Annotated in this window: 19 protein-coding genes; 1 reads left to right on the top strand and 18 read right to left on the bottom strand. The window is 69.0% G+C overall.

Annotation, left to right across the window (positions count from 1 at the left end; genetic code table 11):
• Positions 1 to 20 precede the first annotated feature (20 nt).
• The 18 genes from lspA to mraZ all read right to left on the bottom strand — a co-directional run bounded on the left by lspA (position 21) and on the right by mraZ (position 19254).
• Positions 21 to 653: a signal peptidase II gene (lspA, locus tag ABZZ22_RS11705; RefSeq protein ID WP_354931024.1), complete on the bottom strand. Its 633-nt coding sequence runs from the start codon at positions 651 to 653 to the stop codon at positions 21 to 23.
• Complete coding sequence (locus ABZZ22_RS11700; protein WP_354931021.1) at positions 626 to 1054, bottom strand: TraR/DksA C4-type zinc finger protein; 429 nt, start codon at positions 1052 to 1054, stop codon at positions 626 to 628. Before ABZZ22_RS11700 ends, lspA begins: the two co-directional genes overlap by 28 nt.
• Positions 1055 to 1518: 464 nt before the next feature.
• Positions 1519 to 2286, bottom strand: a complete 768-nt coding sequence (locus ABZZ22_RS11695) for a DivIVA domain-containing protein (RefSeq protein WP_040757109.1) — start codon at positions 2284 to 2286, stop codon at positions 1519 to 1521.
• A 152-nt stretch (positions 2287 to 2438) separates the two neighbouring features.
• The gene (gene sepF / locus ABZZ22_RS11690; RefSeq protein ID WP_141803932.1) at positions 2439 to 2924 is read right to left on the bottom strand and encodes a cell division protein SepF; all 486 of its coding nucleotides are present in this window, start codon (positions 2922 to 2924) and stop codon (positions 2439 to 2441) included.
• 110 nt (positions 2925 to 3034) lie between these two features.
• The gene (locus tag ABZZ22_RS11685; protein WP_354931017.1) at positions 3035 to 3739 is read right to left on the bottom strand and encodes a YggS family pyridoxal phosphate-dependent enzyme; all 705 of its coding nucleotides are present in this window, start codon (positions 3737 to 3739) and stop codon (positions 3035 to 3037) included.
• The gene (gene pgeF, locus ABZZ22_RS11680) at positions 3739 to 4449 is read right to left on the bottom strand and encodes a peptidoglycan editing factor PgeF (protein ID WP_354931014.1); all 711 of its coding nucleotides are present in this window, start codon (positions 4447 to 4449) and stop codon (positions 3739 to 3741) included. Before pgeF ends, ABZZ22_RS11685 begins: the two co-directional genes overlap by 1 nt.
• A 43-nt stretch (positions 4450 to 4492) precedes the next feature.
• Positions 4493 to 5740: a cell division protein FtsZ gene (ftsZ, locus tag ABZZ22_RS11675; protein WP_354931011.1), complete on the bottom strand. Its 1248-nt coding sequence runs from the start codon at positions 5738 to 5740 to the stop codon at positions 4493 to 4495.
• Between the two features lie 210 nt (positions 5741 to 5950).
• The gene (locus ABZZ22_RS11670) at positions 5951 to 6889 is read right to left on the bottom strand and encodes an FtsQ-type POTRA domain-containing protein (protein WP_354931008.1); all 939 of its coding nucleotides are present in this window, start codon (positions 6887 to 6889) and stop codon (positions 5951 to 5953) included.
• 17 nt (positions 6890 to 6906) lie between these two features.
• Complete coding sequence (gene murC, locus ABZZ22_RS11665; protein WP_354931005.1) at positions 6907 to 8325, bottom strand: UDP-N-acetylmuramate--L-alanine ligase; 1419 nt, start codon at positions 8323 to 8325, stop codon at positions 6907 to 6909.
• On the bottom strand, positions 8325 to 9398 hold the full coding sequence (gene murG, locus ABZZ22_RS11660; protein WP_354931002.1) for an undecaprenyldiphospho-muramoylpentapeptide beta-N-acetylglucosaminyltransferase: 1074 nt from the start codon (positions 9396 to 9398) through the stop codon (positions 8325 to 8327). The genes murC and murG overlap by 1 nt, the downstream gene beginning before the upstream one ends.
• Before the next feature lie 13 nt (positions 9399 to 9411).
• Positions 9412 to 10704 (bottom strand): putative lipid II flippase FtsW, encoded by a 1293-nt coding sequence (gene ftsW, locus ABZZ22_RS11655; RefSeq protein ID WP_354930999.1) that lies wholly within the window; start codon positions 10702 to 10704, stop codon positions 9412 to 9414.
• Between the two features lie 96 nt (positions 10705 to 10800).
• On the bottom strand, positions 10801 to 12264 hold the full coding sequence (murD, locus tag ABZZ22_RS11650) for a UDP-N-acetylmuramoyl-L-alanine--D-glutamate ligase (RefSeq protein ID WP_354930996.1): 1464 nt from the start codon (positions 12262 to 12264) through the stop codon (positions 10801 to 10803).
• Positions 12264 to 13382, bottom strand: a complete 1119-nt coding sequence (mraY, locus tag ABZZ22_RS11645) for a phospho-N-acetylmuramoyl-pentapeptide-transferase (RefSeq protein ID WP_354930993.1) — start codon at positions 13380 to 13382, stop codon at positions 12264 to 12266. Before mraY ends, murD begins: the two co-directional genes overlap by 1 nt.
• Positions 13383 to 13519: 137 nt before the next feature.
• Entirely contained in the window at positions 13520 to 14980 is a 1461-nt protein-coding gene (locus ABZZ22_RS11640; protein ID WP_354931045.1) for a UDP-N-acetylmuramoyl-L-alanyl-D-glutamate--2,6-diaminopimelate ligase, read from the bottom strand.
• A gap of 114 nt (positions 14981 to 15094) precedes the next feature.
• A complete protein-coding gene (locus ABZZ22_RS11635) occupies positions 15095 to 16930 on the bottom strand; it encodes a penicillin-binding protein 2 (protein ID WP_354930990.1) in 1836 nt (611 codons plus the stop codon).
• A 101-nt stretch (positions 16931 to 17031) separates the two neighbouring features.
• Positions 17032 to 17613: a hypothetical protein gene (locus tag ABZZ22_RS11630; protein ID WP_354930987.1), complete on the bottom strand. Its 582-nt coding sequence runs from the start codon at positions 17611 to 17613 to the stop codon at positions 17032 to 17034.
• A complete protein-coding gene (gene rsmH, locus ABZZ22_RS11625) occupies positions 17610 to 18608 on the bottom strand; it encodes a 16S rRNA (cytosine(1402)-N(4))-methyltransferase RsmH (RefSeq protein WP_354930984.1) in 999 nt (332 codons plus the stop codon). The genes ABZZ22_RS11630 and rsmH overlap by 4 nt, the downstream gene beginning before the upstream one ends.
• Positions 18609 to 18840: 232 nt before the next feature.
• Positions 18841 to 19254, bottom strand: coding sequence for a division/cell wall cluster transcriptional repressor MraZ (gene mraZ / locus ABZZ22_RS11620; RefSeq protein WP_354930981.1), 414 nt, complete (start codon positions 19252 to 19254; stop codon positions 18841 to 18843).
• Positions 19255 to 19554: 300 nt separating this feature from the next.
• Between mraZ and ABZZ22_RS11615 the strand changes: the two genes are divergently transcribed.
• The gene (locus ABZZ22_RS11615) at positions 19555 to 20508 is read left to right on the top strand and encodes a MoxR family ATPase (RefSeq protein ID WP_354930978.1); all 954 of its coding nucleotides are present in this window, start codon (positions 19555 to 19557) and stop codon (positions 20506 to 20508) included.
• Positions 20509 to 20536 lie beyond the last annotated feature (28 nt).

Genomic DNA, 20536 nt, shown 5'->3' with positions numbered 1-20536 from the left:
CTGGTCGGCGTGACCGAAGCTCACTTCGCCTCGCCCTCGGAGCTGGTCGCGGAATTGGTCTCGGGGCTGGTCTCGGGGCTGGTCTCGGGGCTGGTCTCGGCCTCGTCGGAGGCACCGTCGATCGATCCGTCGAGCCCGATCCCCTTGAACGAGAGGATCACGATCAGCACCGCGGCCACGTTGATGCACATGTCAGCGACGTTGAAGATCGGCCAGTTGGGCAGCTGCAGGAAGTCGACCACATGCCCGAGGTAGAACCCGGGCTCACGCGTCAGCCGGTCGATCAGGTTGCCGCAGATGCCGGCGATCAGGATGCCGAGCGCGATGGCCCACCCGCGGTGACGTACCCGGCGGGCGAACCAGAGCACACCGATCGTGGCGACGATCGAGAGCGTCGTGAAGATCCAGGTGTAGCCGGTCCCCGCCGAGAAGGCCGCTCCCGGGTTGCGGATGATGTTGAGCTGGAGCACCGAGCCGACCAGCTCCTGTGGCTGCCCGGGAACGAGTGTCGCGACCGCCCAGAGCTTCGTGAGCTGGTCGATGACCAGCAGAGGCACTGCGACGGCCGCGAACTCTGCCCATCGAACAGGATGCACGTTGGACTCAGGACCGGTATGCGCGTCGCTCAGCGACGCTCCTCGCGCTGCTTGCATGTCATGCACAGTGTGGCACGCGGGAACGCCATGAGCCGCATCTTGCCGATCGGCTCCCCGCAGGACTCACAGATGCCGTACGTGCCGTCCTCGAGGTGTCCCAGGACACGCTCGATCTGGGCCAGCTTGTCCTTCTCGCTGTTGACCACGGTCAGCTCGTGGTCACGCTCGAAGCTCGTCGCTCCCATGTCGGCCTGGTCCTGGCCGGCACCGTCGCCGGAGTCCTTCATCAGACCGGAGAGCTCGGTTTCGAGGGCGACGAGCACCTCGTGGCTGTGAGCCCTCATCTCATGAAGCTCGTCGATGACCTCGTTGAGCTCATCCTTGGTCCACGGGTCGTCGCCGTCCTTGACCTTCAGCTGGTCAGGAGAAACGACGGTCTTGATTGCTTTCTTAGGCACGGCACTCGCTTTCTGGTGTGAGACACGGCCCCCCGGGCCGCACAAGTGGTCAGGTTGGCTACGCGCTCGCCGTGGCCACCGACGTGGAAGCCATGATCGAGAGGCTGGTATTCCCAGAAAGCTCGGACGGCACCACCCAGATGCGTTCAACGGTTGCGCCGACGCGACCGTTCACAGATACGGACATGGAGTCCCCTTTCTCCTGCCATCACTTCGCGCCGCCGAGTCGGTGCGGAGTGCGTGCCCGGAATGTAGCCCGGGATCGGGCGCTACTCAACAAACACACCGAAACTGCACGGATATTGGTCCGCAGCGCGGAAAAAACGCCGATTTCCCGTACAGAAACGGCCCCGCCTGCTAGAACTCGTCCACCCGGATGACACCAAGACAGCAGCGGACGTACGAGCCGGCCGGCCCCGCGATGCGGGACCGGCCGGTCTCTTGAAAGCCTGACTACGAAGGCCTCAGCCCTCGTCCTCCCCCAGGATGGAGCGCAGACGCTTGGGCGCCGGGCCCGACTCGTTGACGGCGGCCGCCATGACGGGCGCCTGCGACTCAGCCGAGTTGTTGAGCGCGTCGAGCTGCTGCGTGAAGTAGCTCTTGAGACGCGAACGGTACTCACGCTCGAAGTTGCGCAGCGTGTCGACCTCGGTGGTCAGGTTGTCCTTCTCCCGCTCCAGCTCGCCGAAGAGCTGCTGGCGACGCTCGGCCGTCTCGCTGTCGAGCATCTGCGCACGGGTGCGCGCGTCTGCCTCCATGCGGTCGGCCTTCGCCTTCGACTCGGCCTCGAGACGCTCGGCCTTGGTGCGGGCCTCGCCGACGATCTTGTCGGCGTCGTTCTTCGCGGTGTCGATGAGCGCGTCGTGGTTGCGCGTGGCCAGCTCGAGCAGGCGCGCGGCGGCGTTGGACGCCTCCGGCACGGTCTCGACCCGGATCGTCTCGATCCCGCCGGTCTGCGGTGCCTCCTGATACATCGGCATCTGGTGCGACACCGGCTCGGGAGCCGGCATGGGCTCAGGAGCAGGCGGCTCGGGAGCCATCGGGAAGGACGGACCCCCACCCGACTGCGCAGATGCCAACTTCCCGCGAAGGTCGTCGTTCTCCCGGGTGAGACGTGCCAGTTCGGCCTCGACCTCGTCGAGGAACTGGTCCACCTCGCCCATGTCGTAGCCCTCGCGGAGCCGGACGGGAGTAAAGCGCTTGTTGCTCACGTCCTCTGGCGTCAGCGGCATGACCTCACCCATTCATTACTCGGTTGACTCAGACGTACGGACTGCACCGCCGGGGGGCGGCATCAGGTAGTGCTGTCGAAACTCTAGCGCCTGTCCATAGACATGCCAGATGCGGACCGCATCCAGGCGCCCACGGGCAGGTGACGAAGGTCTCAGCTCTGGTTGAAGAAGCCGCCTTCGACGATCCGCTGCTTGGCCTCAGCCGTGACCGAGACATTCGCAGGCGAGATGAGAAACACCTTGTTGGTGACCCTCTCGATGTTTCCATAGGTAGCAAAGATCAGCCCGGCCGCAAAGTCGACGAGCCGTTTCGCGTCGGGATCGTTCATCTCGGTGAGGTTCATGATCACCGGCGTGCCGTCGCGATAGTTCTCGCCGATCTGACGCGCTTCGTTGTAGGACGTCGGGGTCAGCGTGATGATCTTGGAAAGCTCTGCCACTGCGGGCACCACCGTTGCTCGTCGCCGCTCGGAAAGGTCAGCCACCGGAGCCGGGCGCGACTGCTTCGACCGCACCGGCGCCTTGACGGCCTGGTGGGAGCGGGTCTCGTCGTCGTCACCCTCGTAGACATCGTCGTCGTACCCGGTGTCCTCGAGCAGGCCGAGGTATTCACCGAACCTGCGCATCGCGCCGCTCATACCGTTACCCCCGTAGCGCAAGAACACGGACGCAACGGCCTGAGGTTCACTGCCGTTCGCTGACGCTCACTCATGCCGCCACCTTCCCCAAAGTATTGCTGACCGAGACATTACTTGACAGTTGGCCTCTCTCCGAGGACCGCGGACCCGACACGTACGTGTGTCGCGCCATGGGCAATCGCCTGCTCCAGGTCTCCGCTCATCCCCGCCGACAGCACCGTCGCCTCGGGATGCTCGACCAGGAAGTCCTCCCGGATCCGCGCCAGCCGAACGAAAGCCGACTCCGGTTCCTCACCGAGAGGAGCCACCGCCATCAGGCCTCGTAGTCGGAGACCGTCGGTGGCCACGACCTCAGCGGCGAGGTCGCGTACGTCACCGGGATCCGCCCCGGCACGGCCCGCGCGCCCGGGCGGGTCGAGGGACACCTGAAGGAGCACGTCGACGATCTGGCCGCGCTCGCCGGCGCCGCGGCTGAGCCGGGGCAGCAGCGAGGAGCGGTCGACGGACTCGACCACGTCGGCGTAGCCGGCCACGGCCGCCGCCTTGTTGGACTGGAGCCCACCGATGTAGTGCCAGCGCAGGCCGAGATCGGCGCAGTCGGCAGCCTTGGCCGCGGCCTCCTGGTGACGATTCTCACCTACGTCGGTGACGCCGAGACCGGCCAGGATGCGCACGTCGGAGGCCGGGAAGAACTTGGTGACCACGACCAGGTGGACGTCCTCGGCGAGACGTCCGGCGGCGGTGGCAGCCGTAGCGATCCGCTCGCGGGTCTCAGCGAGCCCGGCGGCGATCTCCTCGGTGCGACTGGTCGTCATCAGGCACCACGCAACCGGATCAGTGCGCCCAGCGACATGCCGACACCGTCGCGGCGGTAGGAGTAGAGGTCCTCGGACTCGCGGGTGCAGCGGCTGGCGTCGACCGTCTCGACACCCTCGCGGGCGAGCTGGCCGAGCACTCCGGCGCCCACGTCGAGGCTGGGGGTGCCCCAGCTCGTGGTGGCGCGCGCGGCCGGCTCGACCGCGGCGATCTCCTCCTGCATCTCGGCAGGGACCTCGTAGCACTTGCCGCACACGTGCGGTCCGACCCAGGCCTTGATCCGGGTCGCGCCGAGCGCGCGCATCCGGGCGATGGTCGCAGGCACGACCCCGACCGTCATCCCCTTGCGCCCGGCATGGGCCGCGCCGATCACACCGACTGCCTCGTCCGCGAACAGCACGGGTACGCAGTCGGCGGTCCGGACCAGCAGCACCAGGTCACGCTCGGTGGTGACGATCCCGTCCGCCTCGGGGCGGGTGCCGCGCTCCGCGTCGACGACCACGTCGCCGTGGACCTGGTAGAGGTCGGCGTAGGGGGCGCCGTCGGCGAAGTCGGCCAGCAGCAGACGGTGGTTCTCGGCCTTCGCCTCAGGCGAGTCCGAGCCGTTGACCGCCAGGTTGAGCTCGGCGTACGGAGCACGGCTGACCCCGCCGTACCTGTCGGTGAACGCCAGGTCGACGTGGCCTGCGGAGGCTCGGAAGGAATACAAGCGGGACCTACTTCAGACTGACTGTGCTTATTTGAGGCTGTGGTTATTTGAGGAAGTCGGGAACGTCGAGCTCGTCGTCGCTGTACTGCTGGACGCTCGGGGCGGGCTTCTTGGCGACCGGAGCGGGCTCGGCGGGCGGAGCCGCGGGCGGAGGCGTCGCCGGAGCGGCGGGGGCCGGCTTGGCCGGCGCCGGGTCCGGAGTCTCCTCGGGCTCATCGGCTCGCCGGGTGGCGACCGCGGTCGCTACGGCGGCGCTCTCACCGTTGGTGGCGGACTGCGGGGCGCTGGCGCTGGCACGGCCCTGAACGGTGCCGAGCGCCGACTGGCCCTCACGGCGCTTCGGCATGCCGCCGTCGAACCCGGCCGCGATCACGGTGACCCGGACCTCGTCGCCGAGCGCGTCGTCGATGGTCGCGCCGAAGATGATGTTGGCCTCCTGGTGGACCGCGTCGGCGACCAGCGCGGCGGCCTCGTTGATCTCGAAGAGACCGAGATCGGAGCCGCCCGCGATCGAGAGCAGGACGCCGTGGGCGCCGTCGATCGACGCCTCCAGCAGCGGCGAGGAGACGGCCATCTCGGCGGCCTCGACGCTGCGGTTGTCGCCGCGGGCCGAGCCGATGCCCATCAGCGCCGAGCCGGCGTTGGACATGACCGACTTCACGTCGGCGAAGTCGAGGTTGATCAGGCCGGGCGTGGTGATCAGGTCGGTGATCCCGGAGACACCCTGGAGCAGCACCTGGTCGGCCTGGCGGAACGCATCCATCACCGACACGTTGCGGTCCGAGATCGACAGCAGCCGATCGTTGGGGATGACGATGAGGGTGTCGACCTCCTCGCGGAGCTTGGCGATGCCCTCCTCGGCGGAGTTGGCGCGACGGCGGCCCTCGAAGGCGAACGGGCGGGTCACCACCCCGATGGTCAGGGCACCGAGGCTGCGGGCGATCCGAGCCACGACCGGAGCGCCACCCGTGCCGGTGCCGCCACCCTCGCCGGCGGTCACGAAGACCATGTCGGCGCCCCTCATGACCTCTTCGATCTCGTCGGCGTGGTCCTCGGCGGCGCTCTCCCCCACGCTCGGGTTGGCACCGGCACCGAGACCGCGGGTGAGCTCGCGACCGATGTCGAGCTTGACGTCGGCGTCGCTCATCAGCAGCGCTTGCGCGTCGGTGTTGATGGCGATGAACTCGACCCCCTTGAGGCCGACCTCGATCATCCGGTTGACAGCATTGACGCCGCCTCCACCGATGCCGACGACCTTGATGATCGCCAGATAGTTCTGTGCAGCTCCCACGGTGGTCGCCCCTTAATCGCTGGTTGGTCCTTACGGCTGGTCAAACCCTTACCCTCAGCCTGAGGGTTATAGTTATGTCAACCTCACCGTTCTCAGAACAGTAGGCAGACGTACGTCCTCAAACTGGCGCGACACGCGGATGCGGATCAGTTGTGCGGATCCGTTGCCGTCCGGTAGGGGCAATATGGCGGAGCCGTCCGGTAGAGAAGATCAGCCGACGCTCTTGCTGGTGACGGGCTGGCCCGGCACGGTCACGTCGTAGCGGGCGACATCGGGCTCCGCCTTCATCAATGCGACCAGCACGTCGGCCTTGGTGTCGGACTGGGCGCTGCTCCCCCAGACCACACGCTTGTCGTTGCGCAGCTCGAGCGAGATCGAGTCGACGGTGGTGACCTCGACGTGGTCGACCTTCTTGGCCAGGTCGGCAGGGAGGGCCGAGGCCACGGCGGCCGCCTCGCGGAGCGCGGCGGAGTTGGTGCCGGTGACGGTGTTCACCATCGGCAGCCCCGCCGGCGCCTTCTTGTAGCTCCAGAAGACGGTGCCGGTCTCATCGAGCGCGCGCAGCCGCCCGCCGATGGAGACGACCGCGACCGGCGTACGTTCGGTGACGTCGACCCGGATCTTGTCCGGCCACTCACGCGAGACGTTGACCGAGCGCACCATCGGCAGGCCGTTGAGGACCCGCACCTGCACGGCCTCCAGGTCGGCGGTGGCCAGCGGCTCCCCGATCGGGGCCGCGGCGAACTCGACGACCTCCTTGGCGCTGGTCATCTTCATCGTGCCGTGCGCCGAGGTGCCCTTGACCTGCAGCCAGGTGGAGAAGTAGACCGCCCAGATCCCCCCGAGCAGAAGGGCGATGACCAACGTGCCGACGATGAGATGGCGCCAAGCGAGCCAGCGCCGCCGCCACTGCCGGCGGGCGAACGCCTTGCGGCTCTTGAGGGTCGCCGCGTCGACCACCGGGCCGTCCGGCTCCGCGTTCGCCTCGGCGCGCGACTCGGAGCCCGACTTCGCCTCCTCCGATACGAGGTCGATCTCGCGCTCCCCGGATGCCGACTGGGCGATCTCCAGGGCCTCGGCGATCTCGGAGTCCGTGCTTCCCGCGGCCGCTGCCTCGCTCGTGTCGACGCCCGACCCCAACTCCGGCATACTCGCCTCCCCCAGCGTTACTGCTCGGCCGTACGCAGCGTGGCGAGCACCATCGGGCCCACCTCGGTCACGGTACCTGCCCCGAGCGTCAGAACCAGGTCACCCGGCCGCGCGCGGCGGGCCAGTTCGGCTGCGGCCTCCTCGAGCCCGGAGACGCTCGCTACCCGGTCGGGCGGCAGCGGCACCGCGTCGGCGACGAGCTTGCCGGTGACCTCGGGGTCGTAGTCCTCGCGGGCCAGGTAGACGTCGAGGACGACGACCTCGTCGGCGGCACCGAGCACGCGGCCCATCTCCTCGCCGAAGATCCGGGTGCGGGAGACCATGTGCGGCTGGAAGGCGACGATGAGCCGCCCCGAGCCGGCCACGGACCGGCCGGAGACGAGGTCGCCGGCGATCTCGGAGGGGTGGTGGGCATAGGAGTCGTAGACGCGTACGCCTGCGGCCTCTCCCTTGCGCTCCATCCGCCGCCGGGTGCCGGTGAAGGACTCCAGCCCCGCCTTGAGCAGGTCGAAGGAGTGACCCAGGCGCAGGCCCACGGTGAGGGCTGCCAGCGCATCGGCGACGTAGTGGCGCCCGGGGATCTGCAGCGTGATCCGGCCCAGCTCGTCGAGCCCGTCGACGACGGTGAACGAGGAGGTGGTGCCCTCCAGGACGATGTCGACGGCGCGTACGTCGGCCAGCTCCGACTCACCGACGCCGACGAAGCGACGTCCGAGCGAGTGGGCGACGTGGCGCAGGTCGGCGGCACCGGGGTCGTCGATGATCGCGACCAGGAACCCGTCGGGAGCCAGCCGCCCCACGAACTGGGCGAAACCCTCGCGGTAGGCCTCCTCGGTGCCCCACTGGTCGAGGTGATCGGCCTCGACGTTGGTGACGACCGCGGCGTACGGCTTGTAGACCAGGAAGGCGCCGTCGGACTCGTCGGCCTCGGCGACGAACAGGTCGCTCGTGCCCTCGGCGGCGTTGGTGCCCGACGCGGCCAGCTCGCCGCCGACCGTGTAGGTCGGCGCGGCGCCCGCCGTCTGCAGGGCGACGGTGAGCAGCGAGGTGGTCGTCGTCTTGCCGTGGGTGCCGGCGACGGCGAGGACGCGACGGCCCTCCATGACCGAGGCCAGCCCGGCCGAGCGCGGGTAGATCCGCAGGCCCTTCTCCACCGCCGCGACGTACTCCGGGTTGTCCTCGCGGATCGCGGTGGAGACGATCAGGGTGTCGACACCCTCCACCTGAGAGGCGTCGTGACCGACGAAGACGGTCGCGCCCTCCTCGCGCAGCGCCGCGACCATCGAGGTGTCGGCGCCGTCGCTGCCGGAGACCTCGATCCCACGCGCCAGCATGACCCGGGCGATCGCCGACAGACCCGCGCCGCCGATGCCGATGAAGTGGACCCTGCCCAGCTGCTCGGCCGGGAGGATGTGCTCAGGAACGGGAACTCGCATCAGGACCCCTTCCGGGCTGTCTCCAGGATGATCCGTGCCAGGCGCTCGTCGGCGTCGCGAGGGACCAGGTCGCTGGCGGCCTTCGACATCGCCTCGAGCCGGGCACGGTCGGTGACGATCGGCGGCACGTTGGCCGAGACCCAGCCGGCGTTCATGTCGGCATCGGCGACCAGCACGGCGCCACCGGCGTCGACGACCGCCCTCGCGTTGAGCGACTGCTCGCCGTTTCCGATCGGGAGAGGTACGTAGACAGCCGGCACTCCGACAGCGCTCGCCTCGATCACCGAGTTGGCGCCGGAGCGGCAGATCATCAGGTCCGCCGCCGCCAGGGCGAGGTCCATCCGGTCGACGTAGTTGAGCACGTGGTAGCCGGGGCCGGGCGAGACCAGCTCGTTCTTCGGGCCGATCACGTGGAGCACCTGGATCCCGTTGCTGGCCAGCGTTCGGTAGGCGCCGGAGACCGAGTCGTTGATCGTCCGGGCGCCCTGGGAGCCGCCGGTGACCACGATCGTGGGGCCGTGCTGGTCGAGCCCGAAGAAGCTGCGCGCCTCGGCGCGCAGCGCCCAGCGGTCCATCGTCGAGATCATCCGGCGGATCGGCAGTCCGATGTATTCCGCCTTGGGCAGCTTGGTGTCCGGGAAGCTCACCGCGACCCGGTCGGCCAGGCGAGCACCGACCTTGTTGGCGTAGCCGGGCATCGAGTTGCCCTCGTGGACGATCACCGGGATGTGACGCCGCCTCGCGGCGATGTAGGCAGGCACGGAGACGTACCCGCCGTAGCCGACGACGACGTCCGGTCGGATCCGGTCGAGCACCTCGTAGGTCGCCTCGACCGCGCCCTTCAGGTTGGCCGGCACCTTCAGCAGGTCGCTGCTGAGCTGTCGCGGCATCGGGACCGGGGGGATCAGCTCGAGCGGGTAGCCCGCAGCGGGCACCACCTGGTTCTCCAAGCCGCGAGGGGTGCCGAGGCAGGTCACCTCCACGCTCGGATCCAGACGGCGCAGGGCATCGGCCGTGGCGAGCAGGGGGGATGTGTGTCCGGCGGTGCCACCGCCGGCGAGGAGGGCCTTCATGATGCGTCAGAACTTATCGGTTGCGGCGGCCGGACCGGTAGGCGGCTGCCTGGCGCGCCTGATCCTTTGCCAGGGCTTTACGGTGTTTCAGCGCCGCGGCAGCCGCGGGTTCACGCCGGGCGAAGCCGATGACGACACCCAGGGCGACCATCGACGGGATCAGCGCCGAGCCGCCGTAGGAGACCAGCGGCAGCGGGATGCCGATGACGGGCAGCAGCGCGAGCACCATGCCGACGTTGATGATCATCTGGCCGAGCAGCCAGACCAGCACGCCGAAGCTGAAGTAGCGGACGAACGGCCGGTCGGTCTGGCGCGCGACCTTGACCAGCGCGAAGGCGAGCGTCAGGAAGAGGCCGACGACGAGCAGCGTGCCGACCAGGCCGAGCTCCTCCCCCAGCACCGCGAAGATGTAGTCGGTGTGGGCCTCGGGCAGATCGCCCCACTTCTGCTGCGACGCCCCGATCCCCTGCCCCAGGATGCCGCCCGAGCTGAGCGCGTAGAGACCGTGGGAGGGCTGCCAGCCCTGTCCGTGGTAGTCCTTGAACGGGTCGGCGAAGCTGGTCAGCCGGGCGAGCCGCTCGGTGTCGGTGCTGATCAGGAAAAGCACCGAGACACCGATGATCGAGATCGCCATCCCGAAGAGCCGCCCGGGAGCGCCGACCACCCACAGCATGCCGAGCACGATCGCGAAGAAGACCAGGGCGGTGCCGAGGTCCCTGCCGGCGAGGACGAGGCCGGTGGCCAGCGCGATGCCGGGCAGGACCGGCATCAGCACCTCGTGGAGGCTGTCGAGGCGGCGCTCCTTGAGCGCATAGACATGAGCCGCCCAGAGCACGATCCCCAGCTTGGCGATCTCGCTCGGCTGGATCTTGACCGGGCCGGCCCCGATCCAGTTCTGCTGCCCGTTGACGTCATGGCCCAAGAAGATGGTCAGGAAGAGCAGCACGCAGGCGACGATGTAGCCCGGCCAGGCCAGCCGGCGCAGGTGCTTCGGCCTGATCCTGGAGGCGATGAACGCACACGGGACGCCGATGATCACCCAGAGCACTTGGCGCCCGACGACCGCGTAGGAGTTGTCCAGATACTTGTAGGACCACACGCTCGAGGCGCTGAGCACCATGATCAGCCCGATGGTCAGCAGCAGGGCCGTGCTGGTGAGCAGCAGGTAGTAGGCGGCCAGCGGCCGGTTCAACGCCACCCGCAGCGCGTGGAACCAGGCCTTGAGGTAGCCGAGGACCGTCTTCGGGTACGCCTTGGCCTGCTCGGCCGAGCCGGAACCGGTCTGGTCGGGACTGGTGGTCGTCACGGCCTACCTCCCAGTTGCGGTGCGACGTACGTCGATTACATTCTCGCGGCCGTCGCCGCCTTCCCGGCGGATCTTGCGCGCGTGTCGACCAGCAGGTCAGAGCTGGCGGCGTACGGCCTCGGCGAATGCCTCGCCGCGGACCTTGTAGTCGCGGAACTGGTCCTGGCTGGCGCAGCCGGGGGCGAGGAGCACGGTGTCGCCCGGCTTCGCGAGGGCGGCGGCGATCTCGACGGCCTCGGCGATGGCCGCCTGGCCGTCGGCGATCACGATGTCGGCGATCTCGACCTGGGGCGCGTGAGCCGCGAGGGCGGCGGCGATGACGTCGCGGTCCTGACCGATCAGGACGACGGCCCGCAGCCGGTCGTGGACGGAGGCGACCAGATCCTCGAAGCGGGCGCCCTTGGCCAGGCCGCCGGCGATCCAGACGACCGGGTCGTATGCCTGAAGGGAGGCCTGGGCCGCGTGCGGGTTGGTCGCCTTGGAGTCGTCGACCCAGGTGACGCCGCCGGCCTCGGCGACGACCTCGATGCGGTGGCCGTCGGGGCGGAACGACTTCAGCCCGTCGCGTACCGCGGCCTGGGAGACCCCGTGCGCCCGCGCGAGCGCGGCGGCGGCCAGCGCGTTCTGGACGTAGTGGGGCGCGGCGGAGGCGAGGTCGGAGATCTGGCACAGCTCCGCGGCGGAGGTCTGGCGCTCCTCGATGAAGGCCCTGTCCACCAGGATGTCCTCGACGATCCCCACCTGGCCGACGGCCGGGGTGCCGAGGGTGAAGCCGATCGCGCGGGCGCCCTCGACGACGTCGGCCTCCTCGACCAGGTGCATCGTGGCCTCGTCGGCGACGTTGTAGACGCAGGCCCGCTCGACGCCCTCGTAGACGCGGCCCTTGTCGGCGGCGTACTCCTTCATCGACGGATACCAGTCGAGGTGGTCCTCGGCGATATTGAGCACGACGGCGGCCTCGGCGGCCATCGATGAGGTGTAGTGGAGCTGGAAGGAGGAGAGCTCGACGGCGAAGACGTCGTAGGGCTCAGGATCCATCACGGCCTCGACGATAGGCAGTCCGACGTTGCCGACGGCGACGGACCGTAGCCCGGCCGTACGCAGGATGTTGTCGAGCATCTGCACGGTCGTGGTCTTGCCGTTGGTGCCGGTGACCGCCAGCCACGCGGCGGCGTTGTCGGGGTCGCGCAGCCGCCAGGCGAGCTCGACCTCGCCCCAGATCGGGATCCCGCGCTCGCGCGCCTGCGCGAGCAGCGGCGCGGTGGGCCGCCAGCCGGGAGAGGTGACCACGACGTCGACGTCGTCGGGCAGCACATGGGTCGCACCCTCGCCGAGGCGTATGTCGGCACCCAGGATGCCGAGGAGCTTGGCCTTCTCCTGGCGCTCCTCGTCGCCCGGGGACTCGTCCAGCGCGATCACCGAGGCACCCAGGTGGGTGAGGTTGTCGGCGGCGGCGAAGCCGGAGACGCCGAAGCCGGCCACGACCGCCTTGACGCCTTCCCAGGAGTCGTTGCGGCCGAGCTCGTCGAGTCTCGGGCCCTTGTCGTCAGGATCGGTCATCAGATCGTCGCCACCCATTCGGCGTAGAAGATTCCCAGGCCGGCTGCGACGCAGAGGCCGGTGATGATCCAGAACCGGATCACCACGGTCACCTGCTCCCAGCCGAGCATCTCGAAGTGGTGGTGGATCGGTGTCATCCGGAAGATCCGCTTCGGAGTGCCGGTCAGCTTGCGGGTGATCTTGAACCAGCCGGTCTGCAGGATCACCGAGACCGTCTCGGTGACGAAGAGGCCGCCGAGGATGATCAGCAGGAACTCGGTGTGCGACAGGATCGCGAACCCGGCCAGCACGGAGCCGAGCGCGAGCGAGCCGGTGTCGCCCATGAAGATCTTCGCGGGGCTGGCGTTCCACCACAGGAAGCCGATGCAGGCGCCGCTGATCGCGGCGCCGAGGATCGCCATGTCGAGCGGGTCGCGCACCTCGTAGCAGGTGCCGATCTCCACGCTCGGGCGGCCGCAGCGCTGGTTGTTCTGCCAGATCGAGATGATCGTGTAGGCGGCGAAGACGATCGCCGAGGAGGCCGCCAGCAGTCCGTCCAGGCCGTCGGTGAGGTTGGTGGCGTTCGACGTGCCGGTGACCATGATCCAGAAGATGACCAGCAGCAGGGCGCCACCGAGCCAGTAGAAGATCCCGTCGCCGCCGAGGAAGTGCGGGCCGAAGTCGCGGATGAAGGAGAGCTGGTCGGCGGCCGGCGTGATCCCGTCGGCGTTGGCCAGTCCGGGGTGGATCGCCACCGCGCCGAAGCCCACCGCGACCAGCGTCTGTCCGACCATCTTGGACCAGGCGCGCAGACCGAGGTTGCGCTGCATGAAGACCTTGATGAAGTCGTCGACGAAGCCGACCGCGGCCATGCCCACGAGAAGGAACAGCAGCAGGTAGGCCGTCGCGCTCGGCGCGTCGCCGGTCAGCAGCTTGGCCGCGAAGTAGCCCACGACGACCGAGATCACGATCGCCACGCCACCCATGGTCGGGGTGCCGCGCTTGGTGCGGTGGGTCGTCGGCCCGTCTTCGCGAATCTCCTGGCCGTAGCCCAACTTCGTGAACTGTACGATCGCAAATCGGGTGCCGAGCAGCGAGAACAGAAGCGCAATCGCTCCGCTCAGCAAGATCGCTCTCATGTCAGCCGGGTGCCTTCCTTGCCATGCCGTCCTGGTCCTTGCCCCCGGGCCGGTGTGCATAGCGAAGACACCGGCCCCGGGCATTCTTCCCTACGGGTTCGCCGGCTCTGCGGCACCCCGCCGTATCAGCGCATCGGTCAGTGCGCGGCCAACGCATCTCGGACGACCTCGCGGTCGTCGAACGGGTGGGTGACACCGTCGATCTCCTGCCCCGTCTCATGCCCCTTACCTGCGACGACGACGATATCGCCGGGCTCGGCGAGGCTGATCGCACGGACGATCGCGGCGCGTCTGTCGCCGACCTCCTCGACGCTCGCGCTCCCGCCGGTCGCGCCCGCCAGGACCTGTCGTCGGATGCTCGCCGGATCCTCGGTGCGGGGGTTGTCGTCGGTGACGATGACGTGGTCGGCCAGGCGCGCGCTGATCTCCCCCATGATCGGCCGCTTGCCGGTGTCGCGGTCGCCTCCGGCCCCGATCACGACGATCAGCCGGGAGCTGGTCAGCGGGCGGAGCGTGCCGAGCGCCGCCTCGACGGCGTCGGGCTTGTGGGCATAGTCGACCACGACGGTGAACGGCTGGCCCTCGTCGACCCGCTCGAGGCGGCCCGGGACGCCGGAGCCCTTCGCGAGGACGGTGGCGACGCTGCGTACGACGTTCTCGCTCGCGTAGGCGTGGTGGATGCCGGCCAGGGCAGCCAGGGTGTTGCTGACGTTGTAGTCGCCGGCCAGCGGGCTGGCGGCCGGGAACGAGAGGCCGTCCGGGCCGTGGACGGTGAAGCTGGAGCCGTCGGGGCGCAGCTCGATGTCGGTGGCCCGCCAGTCGGCGGTGTCGTCGTGCAGGGCGTAGGTGAGGATCGGGATCCTCGCCTCGGCCGCGAGGCGGCGGCCGTACTCGTCGTCGATGTTGACGATGCCCAGCCGCGCCCTCTCGGGGGTGAACAGGTCGGCCTTCGCCGCGTAGTAGTCCTCGACTCCTCTGTGGAAGTCGAGGTGGTCGCGGCCTAAGTTGAGGAAGACGGCGACGTCGAAGACGACCCCGTCGACGCGTCCCATCACCAGGGCGTGGGAAGAGACCTCCATCGCGCACGCCTCGGTCCCCTCCTCCACCATCCGGGCGAAGAGACCGTGCAGGTCGGGCGCCTCGGGCGTGGTCAGCGGGGTCTTCACGTCGTGACCGCCGATCCGGGTGCCGACCGTGCCGATGACGCCGGCGCGGTGACCCGCGTCGAGCAGCGCGCTCTCGGCGAGCCGCGTGGTCGTCGTCTTGCCCTGGGTGCCGGTCACACCGATCAGCCGCAGCTTGGCCGACGGCTTGCCGTAGACGCGCGCCGAGAGCGCACCGAGCACCTTGCGGGGCTGCTCCACGAGCAGCGTGGGCACCTCGCCGAGGCCTTGGTCCTCCAGCAGAGCGGCGCCCGCGGCGTCGGTGAGCACCGCCACCGCGCCGGCCTCGACCGCCCCGGCGGCGTAGCGGGCGCCGTGCGCCCGGCTGCCGGGAAGAGCGGCGTAGAGGTCACCCGGCAGCACCCGTTGGGAGCTCAACGTGACCCCGGTGACACGGGCCTCGCCGCGCACCTCCAGGCCGAGCTCACCGGCCAGGTCAGCCAGCGTCACCGGCTCGGTCACTCGCGGGCGGGTCGGGCTCTTGGGGTCCGCCGTCTCGTACGCACTGCTCACCTGTGAAGGTTATCCGCCCGGCGGGTCCCGACATACTTACCAACCCGTCGGCAGCTTCGAAGGCTCGGTGCCGGTCGGCGGGACGCCGTAGCGGCGCAGGGCGAAGGACATGATCTGGGAGAAGACCGGGCCGGCGACCGAGCCACCACCACCGCCGTTGCCGGGGTTGTGGATCGCCACGTAGACCGTGAACCGCGGGTCGTCGGTGGGGGCGAAGCCGCCGAAGGAGACCGTGTTGGTGCCGTCGTAGCACTTGCACTCGGAGTTGACCCGCTGCGCGGTCCCGGTCTTGCCGGAGACGCGGTAACCGGGGACGGCGGCCTGCTTGGCGGTGCCGTTGACGGGGTCGTTGATGACCCGCTCCATCATCTCCGCGGTCTGGGAGGCGGCCTCCTGGGAGACCACCCGGGTGCGCTCGGCGGTGTCGGTGCCGACCTCGACGCCCGAGTTGTTGGTGGCGCTCCCGGCGATGAGGCTGGGGTCGATGCGTACGCCGCCGTTGGCGATCGTGTTGAGCGCGGCGGCCATCTGCACGGCGTTGACCGAGACCGACTGGCCGAAGTCGATACGGTCCTCGTCGGCAGCGTTCCACGCCTCCGGCGAGGCCAGCAGGCCCGCCGACTCGGTGTTCAGGCCCAGGCCGGTACGCCGCCCCAGACCGAACGCGGACAGGTACTCGCGCAGCTGGCCCTCGGCGTACTTGTCGGCGGCCATCACGGTGCCGATGTTGGAGGACTTCGCGATCACGCCGGCGAGGGTGAGCTTTTCGACGCCGTGCGGATACCAGTCGCGGATCGGGCGCCCACCGGACATGTAGGACTCCGGCACCTTGATCCGGGTCGAGGGCGAGACGAGGCCCTGGTCCAGCAGGCCGGCGACGGTGAGCACCTTCTGCACCGAGCCCGGCTCGTAGACGTTGGAGAGCGCGTTGCTCCCGCGCAGCGTCTTCGGCGAGGCCGCGGGATCGCGGGCATCGAAGGTCGGGTAGTCGACCAGGCTGAGGATCTCGCCGGTCTGGGTGTCGATGACCACCGCCATCCCCGACTCGGCGCGCGACTTCTGCACGGCGTCCATCAGGGTCTGCTGCACGTAGTACTGCAGGTCGCGGTCGATGGTGAGCTTCAGGTCGTCGCCGTCGACCGGGGCGACCCGGTTGTTGGTGCCCAGCGGCATCCGGGTGCCGTTGGCCGGGCTGGTCGCGTCGTACTCGGCGTGCCCGTCCTTGCCGGCCAGATGCTTGTCGAAGGCGACCTCGAGGCCGGCCAGCGGCTGGTCGTTGCCGAGGAACCCGACCAGGTTGGCCGCGACGTCGCCGTTGGGGTAGTTGCGCAGCGGGTCGCGGCTCGTCCACAGCCCCTGGTAGCCCTCTTTGCCTGCCTTCTCCACCGCGGCGGTCGCCTGGGTCGCGGGCACCTGGCGCTTGATGTACTGGAACCGGCTCCCGTCCTTGCGCAGCTTGGTGAGCGCCGAGGCATAGTCGACGCCGAGCTCCTTGGCCAGGAACGCGGCGATCGCCGGAGCGTCCTTCTTCGTCTGCTTCGGGTCGGCCAGCACCATCAGCCCGTCGGCGGAGTCGGCCAGCGCCTCGCCGTCACGGTCGAGGATCTCGCCACGCTCGGCCGGCAGCACGACGTCGACCACGTTCTCGGCGGCCGCCATCGCGGCGTACGAGTGCGGGTCGATGCCCTGCAGCTGCACCAGCCGGCCGCCGAAGACCGAGAGCACCATCGCCACCAGGATGAAGCCGACACGGAGCCGGATGTGCACCGGTCCGCGTCGCTGCGTCGTCTTCGATGCGGTGCGTGGGGCGGGGCGTGGGGCGGGGCGTCGCGCGGGTCGGCGGTCCTTCCGCTTGACCTGTCGCTGGGCCATCGCTCTCCTCCCCTACCGATCGATGCAGCCTTCGACCGCACCTGTGACTGATGTTGTCAGTGTGTCCCAAGTGATCCCTGGGGCCAGCCAGCGACTCGCCTTCAGCGAGCCTCGTCCCTAGACGTACGCTGCTGCTCCTCCGCTTCCTGCCGCTCGGCCTTCTTCTTCGCCTGCTCGGCCGCCTTCTTCTTCGCGGCAGCCTGCTCGGCCGCCTTCTGCTCGGCGACGAGCACGCTGTAGGGCTTGGCCACCTTCGGGTGCAGCGGCGGCGTCGCGGAGCGGTCGGCCGGGACCGCCTCGCCCTCGACCTTCGCATCGGGAACCCGCAGCATGGCGGCGGTCTGCGGAACGACCATGCCGAGCTGCTTCGCCTCGGCGGCGATCTTGTGCGGGTCCTCCATCTTCTTCAGCTCACCGTCGAGCGCCTGCTCCCGGGCGGCCAGGGTGGTCGCCTGCTCCTGGAGGCGCTGCTCCTGGAAGGCCGACTGCTGCATGGAGGTGTTGAAGACGAGCAGGCCCACGACGCCACCGACGAGCAGCATCGAGACGAGCACGACGAACGGCAGCCGCGGCGCCGTCGGCGCCGGCAGCGGCGCCGGGACAGCGGTGAGCCGCGTCTGGGTCGTCTCGGGCGCCCGGTCCGGGCTGCGCATGGGCGCCTGTGGCGCGGCGGCAATGCTCATCTGGTCGCTCCAGGGGTTGACTTGGGAAGGTTGGTCCGGCGCTTCGTGCGCTCCACCGCGCGCAGTCGCACCGAGGCGGCGCGCGGGTTCTCCTCGATCTCTGCTTCGTTGGCCTGCTCGGCACCACGGGTGAGCAGGCGGAAGGACGGTTCAGCCTCGGGCGGAACGAACGGCATGTCGTGAGGTACGTCGAGCTTCGTCGCCTCGGCGAAGGCCCGCTTGGTGAGCCTGTCCTCGAGTGAGTGGTAGGACTCGACCACCACCCGGCCACCGACCCCGACGGCCTCGAGCGAGTCCGGCAGTGCCGCACGCAGCGCCCCGAGCTCGTCGTTGACCTCCATCCGCAGCGCCTGGAAGGTGCGCTTGGCCGGATGCCCGCCGGTGCGACGGGCCGGAGCCGGGATCTCCGCGTACAGGAGCTCCACCAAGGGCCCGCTCGTCGTGAACGGCACCTTTTCGCGGCGGTTGACGACTGCGTACGCGATCTTCTTGGCGAACTTCTCCTCGCCGTAGTCGCGCAGGATCCGGGTCAGGTCGGCCGGGGAGTAGGTGTTGAGCACGTCCGCCGCGGTCTGTCCGCGGGTGGCGTCCATCCGCATGTCCAACGGCGCGTCCTCCGCGTAGGCGAAGCCCCGCTCACGCTGGTCGAGCTGCATCGAGGAGACGCCGAGGTCGAAGAGCACCGCCTGGACCTCGTCCAGACCCTGCCCCTCGACGACGTCGAGGATCTCGTCGTAGACCGCGTGGACGCCCGTCCACCGGTCACCGAACCGGGCCAGCCGCTCGCCCGCGATGCCGAGAGCGTAGGTGTCCCGGTCGATGCCGATCACCCGGGACCCGGGGATGCGCTCCAGGACCGCCTCGGTGTGACCACCGTGACCGGTCGTGCAGTCGACCAGGACGCCGCCGTCGGCGAGCGCAGGCGCGAGCAGGTCGACGATGCGATCGAGCATCACCGGCACGTGCTTCTGGTTCGTCACCGCCTCGACCCCCATCGCACGGCTTCATCTGGTGTGTGTTCTCCCCGGCTCTCTGGCAGAGCCACGGGCTGACAACGCTGCGGATCCGCAGAGCCAGGTCTCATGCCCGCTCCGTCACATCGAGTGCCGTCCGGAGCCGGGGAAGGTGCCCCGGATGGCCGGATGAGTGGAGCGGGACTGAGACCTCGTCCTGCGGATCCGCTGTTGACTTGTTTGCTTCTTGTCGCTTTGTCGATCTGTCCCTTTGTCAGTCCGTTGACTCATCCAGGTCTGCGAACTTGGCCTGTGCACCCGCGGAGTACTCCGCCCACTTGGCCGGGTCCCAGATCTCGATGCGGTCCATCACACCGATCACGACCACGTCCTTGACGATCCCGGCGTAGTCACGCAGGAGCGGCGGGATGCCGATCCGGCCTTGCTTGTCGGGTGTCGTCTGCTCGGCCCCCGCGAAGAGGACACGGGCGTAGTCACGTGCGTCCCGAGAGGTGAGCGGCGTCTGCTGGGCCCGCTGCGCCTCCTGCATGAAGACGTCCTCGGGCCAGACCACGAGGCAGTTCTCCTGACCTTGCGTCACGACAACCCCCTCCGCCAGTCGATCTCGAAACTTTGCCGGGAGGAAGACCCTGCCCTTCTCGTCGAGCTTCGGCGTGTACGTGCCCATGAAGAACATGTGCTCGCCCCCGCGGTCAGCTCAACGTGGATCGTTCCTCCACTTTGCCCCACCGTACCCCACTATCCCCCACTTTCAAACCACCTTCCTCCCCCACCAGGCGATTTCCCACCACATCCCGCTCCTCGCGGACATGTGTCAGAACAGCCGGCGAGGGGCCATGCGCAGGTCACAGTCGGGTGAATGCCACAGACGCCGTAGGCACTACCCCGTACGGTGTTCCCCATAAGCAGGTGTGAGTCGGAAGGACGCGACGTGACGACGCCTTTGGAGGCCCCAGGATCGGGCGCAGTGCATGAGGCAGAGATCGAGACATTGGTGCGGGTCGCGGGCCGCATTCGCGACAGCATCGAGAAGGTGATCGAAGGAAAGACCGACGTCGTCGACTCCACGCTCACCGTGCTGCTCGCCGAGGGCCACCTCCTGATCGAGGATGTGCCCGGGGTCGGCAAGACCCAGCTCGCGAAGGCGCTGGCGCGCTCGATCGACTGCTCGGTGCGCCGCATCCAGTTCACGCCCGACCTGCTCCCGAGCGATGTCACCGGGGTGTCGATCTTCAACCAGAACTCCCGGGAGTTCGAGTTCCGACCGGGTGGCATCTTCGCCAACATCGTCGTCGGCGACGAGATCAACCGCGCCTCCCCCAAGACCCAGTCGGCGCTGCTGGAGTGCATGGAGGAGCATCAGGTCACGGTCGACAACGTGACCTACCAGCTGGAGTCGCCGTTCATGGTGATCGCGACCCAGAACCCGATCGAGATGGAGGGGACGTACGCGCTGCCCGAGGCGCAGCGCGACCGCTTCATGGCTCGGGTCTCGGTCGGCTATCCACCGGTCGCCTCCGAGATCGCGATGCTGACCAGCCACAGCGCCTCCAACCCGCTCGACGACCTCGACCCGGTGACCGACGCCGCCGAGATCCGCAAGCTCGTCGGCGTCGTCAACCAGGTCTACGTGGCGGACGCGGTGCGCCGCTACACGGTGGCGCTGACCTCGGCGACCCGCGCCAGCAACGAGCTGGTCCTCGGCGCATCGCCGCGAGCCAGCCTGCACCTGCTGCGGGCCGCGAAGGCTCATGCCGCTCTGCACGGACGCGAGTTCGTCCTCCCCGACGACGTTCGCCGGCTGACCGGCCCGGTCCTCGCCCATCGTCTTCTCCCCAGCGCCTCCGCGGCGATGCACGGCCGCTCGGTCAACGACATCCTCGAGACCGTCGTGTCCGCCGTGCCGGTGCCGCAGACCTGACCTGCCGGACCGACCTCCAAGGGGAAAA

It is taken from the genome of Nocardioides sp. NPDC006273 (assembly GCF_040613495.1).
Classification (GTDB): Bacteria; Actinomycetota; Actinomycetes; order Propionibacteriales; family Nocardioidaceae; genus Nocardioides.
This window is presented reverse-complemented; position numbering and strand designations above follow the sequence as displayed.

Excerpts from the sequence above, each read along its gene's own strand:
- lspA (WP_354931024.1), bottom strand. The coding sequence starts at position 653 with ATGCAAGCAGCGCGAGGAGCGTCGCTGAGCGACGCGCATACCGGTCCT.
- ABZZ22_RS11695 (WP_040757109.1), bottom strand. The coding sequence starts at position 2,286 with ATGCCGCTGACGCCAGAGGACGTGAGCAACAAGCGCTTTACTCCCGTC.
- sepF (WP_141803932.1), bottom strand. The coding sequence starts at position 2,924 with ATGAGCGGCGCGATGCGCAGGTTCGGTGAATACCTCGGCCTGCTCGAG.
- ABZZ22_RS11685 (WP_354931017.1), bottom strand. The coding sequence starts at position 3,739 with ATGACGACCAGTCGCACCGAGGAGATCGCCGCCGGGCTCGCTGAGACC.
- ABZZ22_RS11670 (WP_354931008.1), bottom strand. The coding sequence starts at position 6,889 with ATGCCGGAGTTGGGGTCGGGCGTCGACACGAGCGAGGCAGCGGCCGCG.
- murC (WP_354931005.1), bottom strand. The coding sequence starts at position 8,325 with ATGCGAGTTCCCGTTCCTGAGCACATCCTCCCGGCCGAGCAGCTGGGC.
- murG (WP_354931002.1), bottom strand. The coding sequence starts at position 9,398 with ATGAAGGCCCTCCTCGCCGGCGGTGGCACCGCCGGACACACATCCCCC.
- murD (WP_354930996.1), bottom strand. The coding sequence starts at position 12,264 with ATGACCGATCCTGACGACAAGGGCCCGAGACTCGACGAGCTCGGCCGC.
- mraY (WP_354930993.1), bottom strand. The coding sequence starts at position 13,382 with ATGAGAGCGATCTTGCTGAGCGGAGCGATTGCGCTTCTGTTCTCGCTG.
- ABZZ22_RS11635 (WP_354930990.1), bottom strand. The coding sequence starts at position 16,930 with ATGGCCCAGCGACAGGTCAAGCGGAAGGACCGCCGACCCGCGCGACGC.
- ABZZ22_RS11630 (WP_354930987.1), bottom strand. The coding sequence starts at position 17,613 with ATGAGCATTGCCGCCGCGCCACAGGCGCCCATGCGCAGCCCGGACCGG.
- rsmH (WP_354930984.1), bottom strand. The coding sequence starts at position 18,608 with ATGGGGGTCGAGGCGGTGACGAACCAGAAGCACGTGCCGGTGATGCTC.
- mraZ (WP_354930981.1), bottom strand. The coding sequence starts at position 19,254 with ATGGGCACGTACACGCCGAAGCTCGACGAGAAGGGCAGGGTCTTCCTC.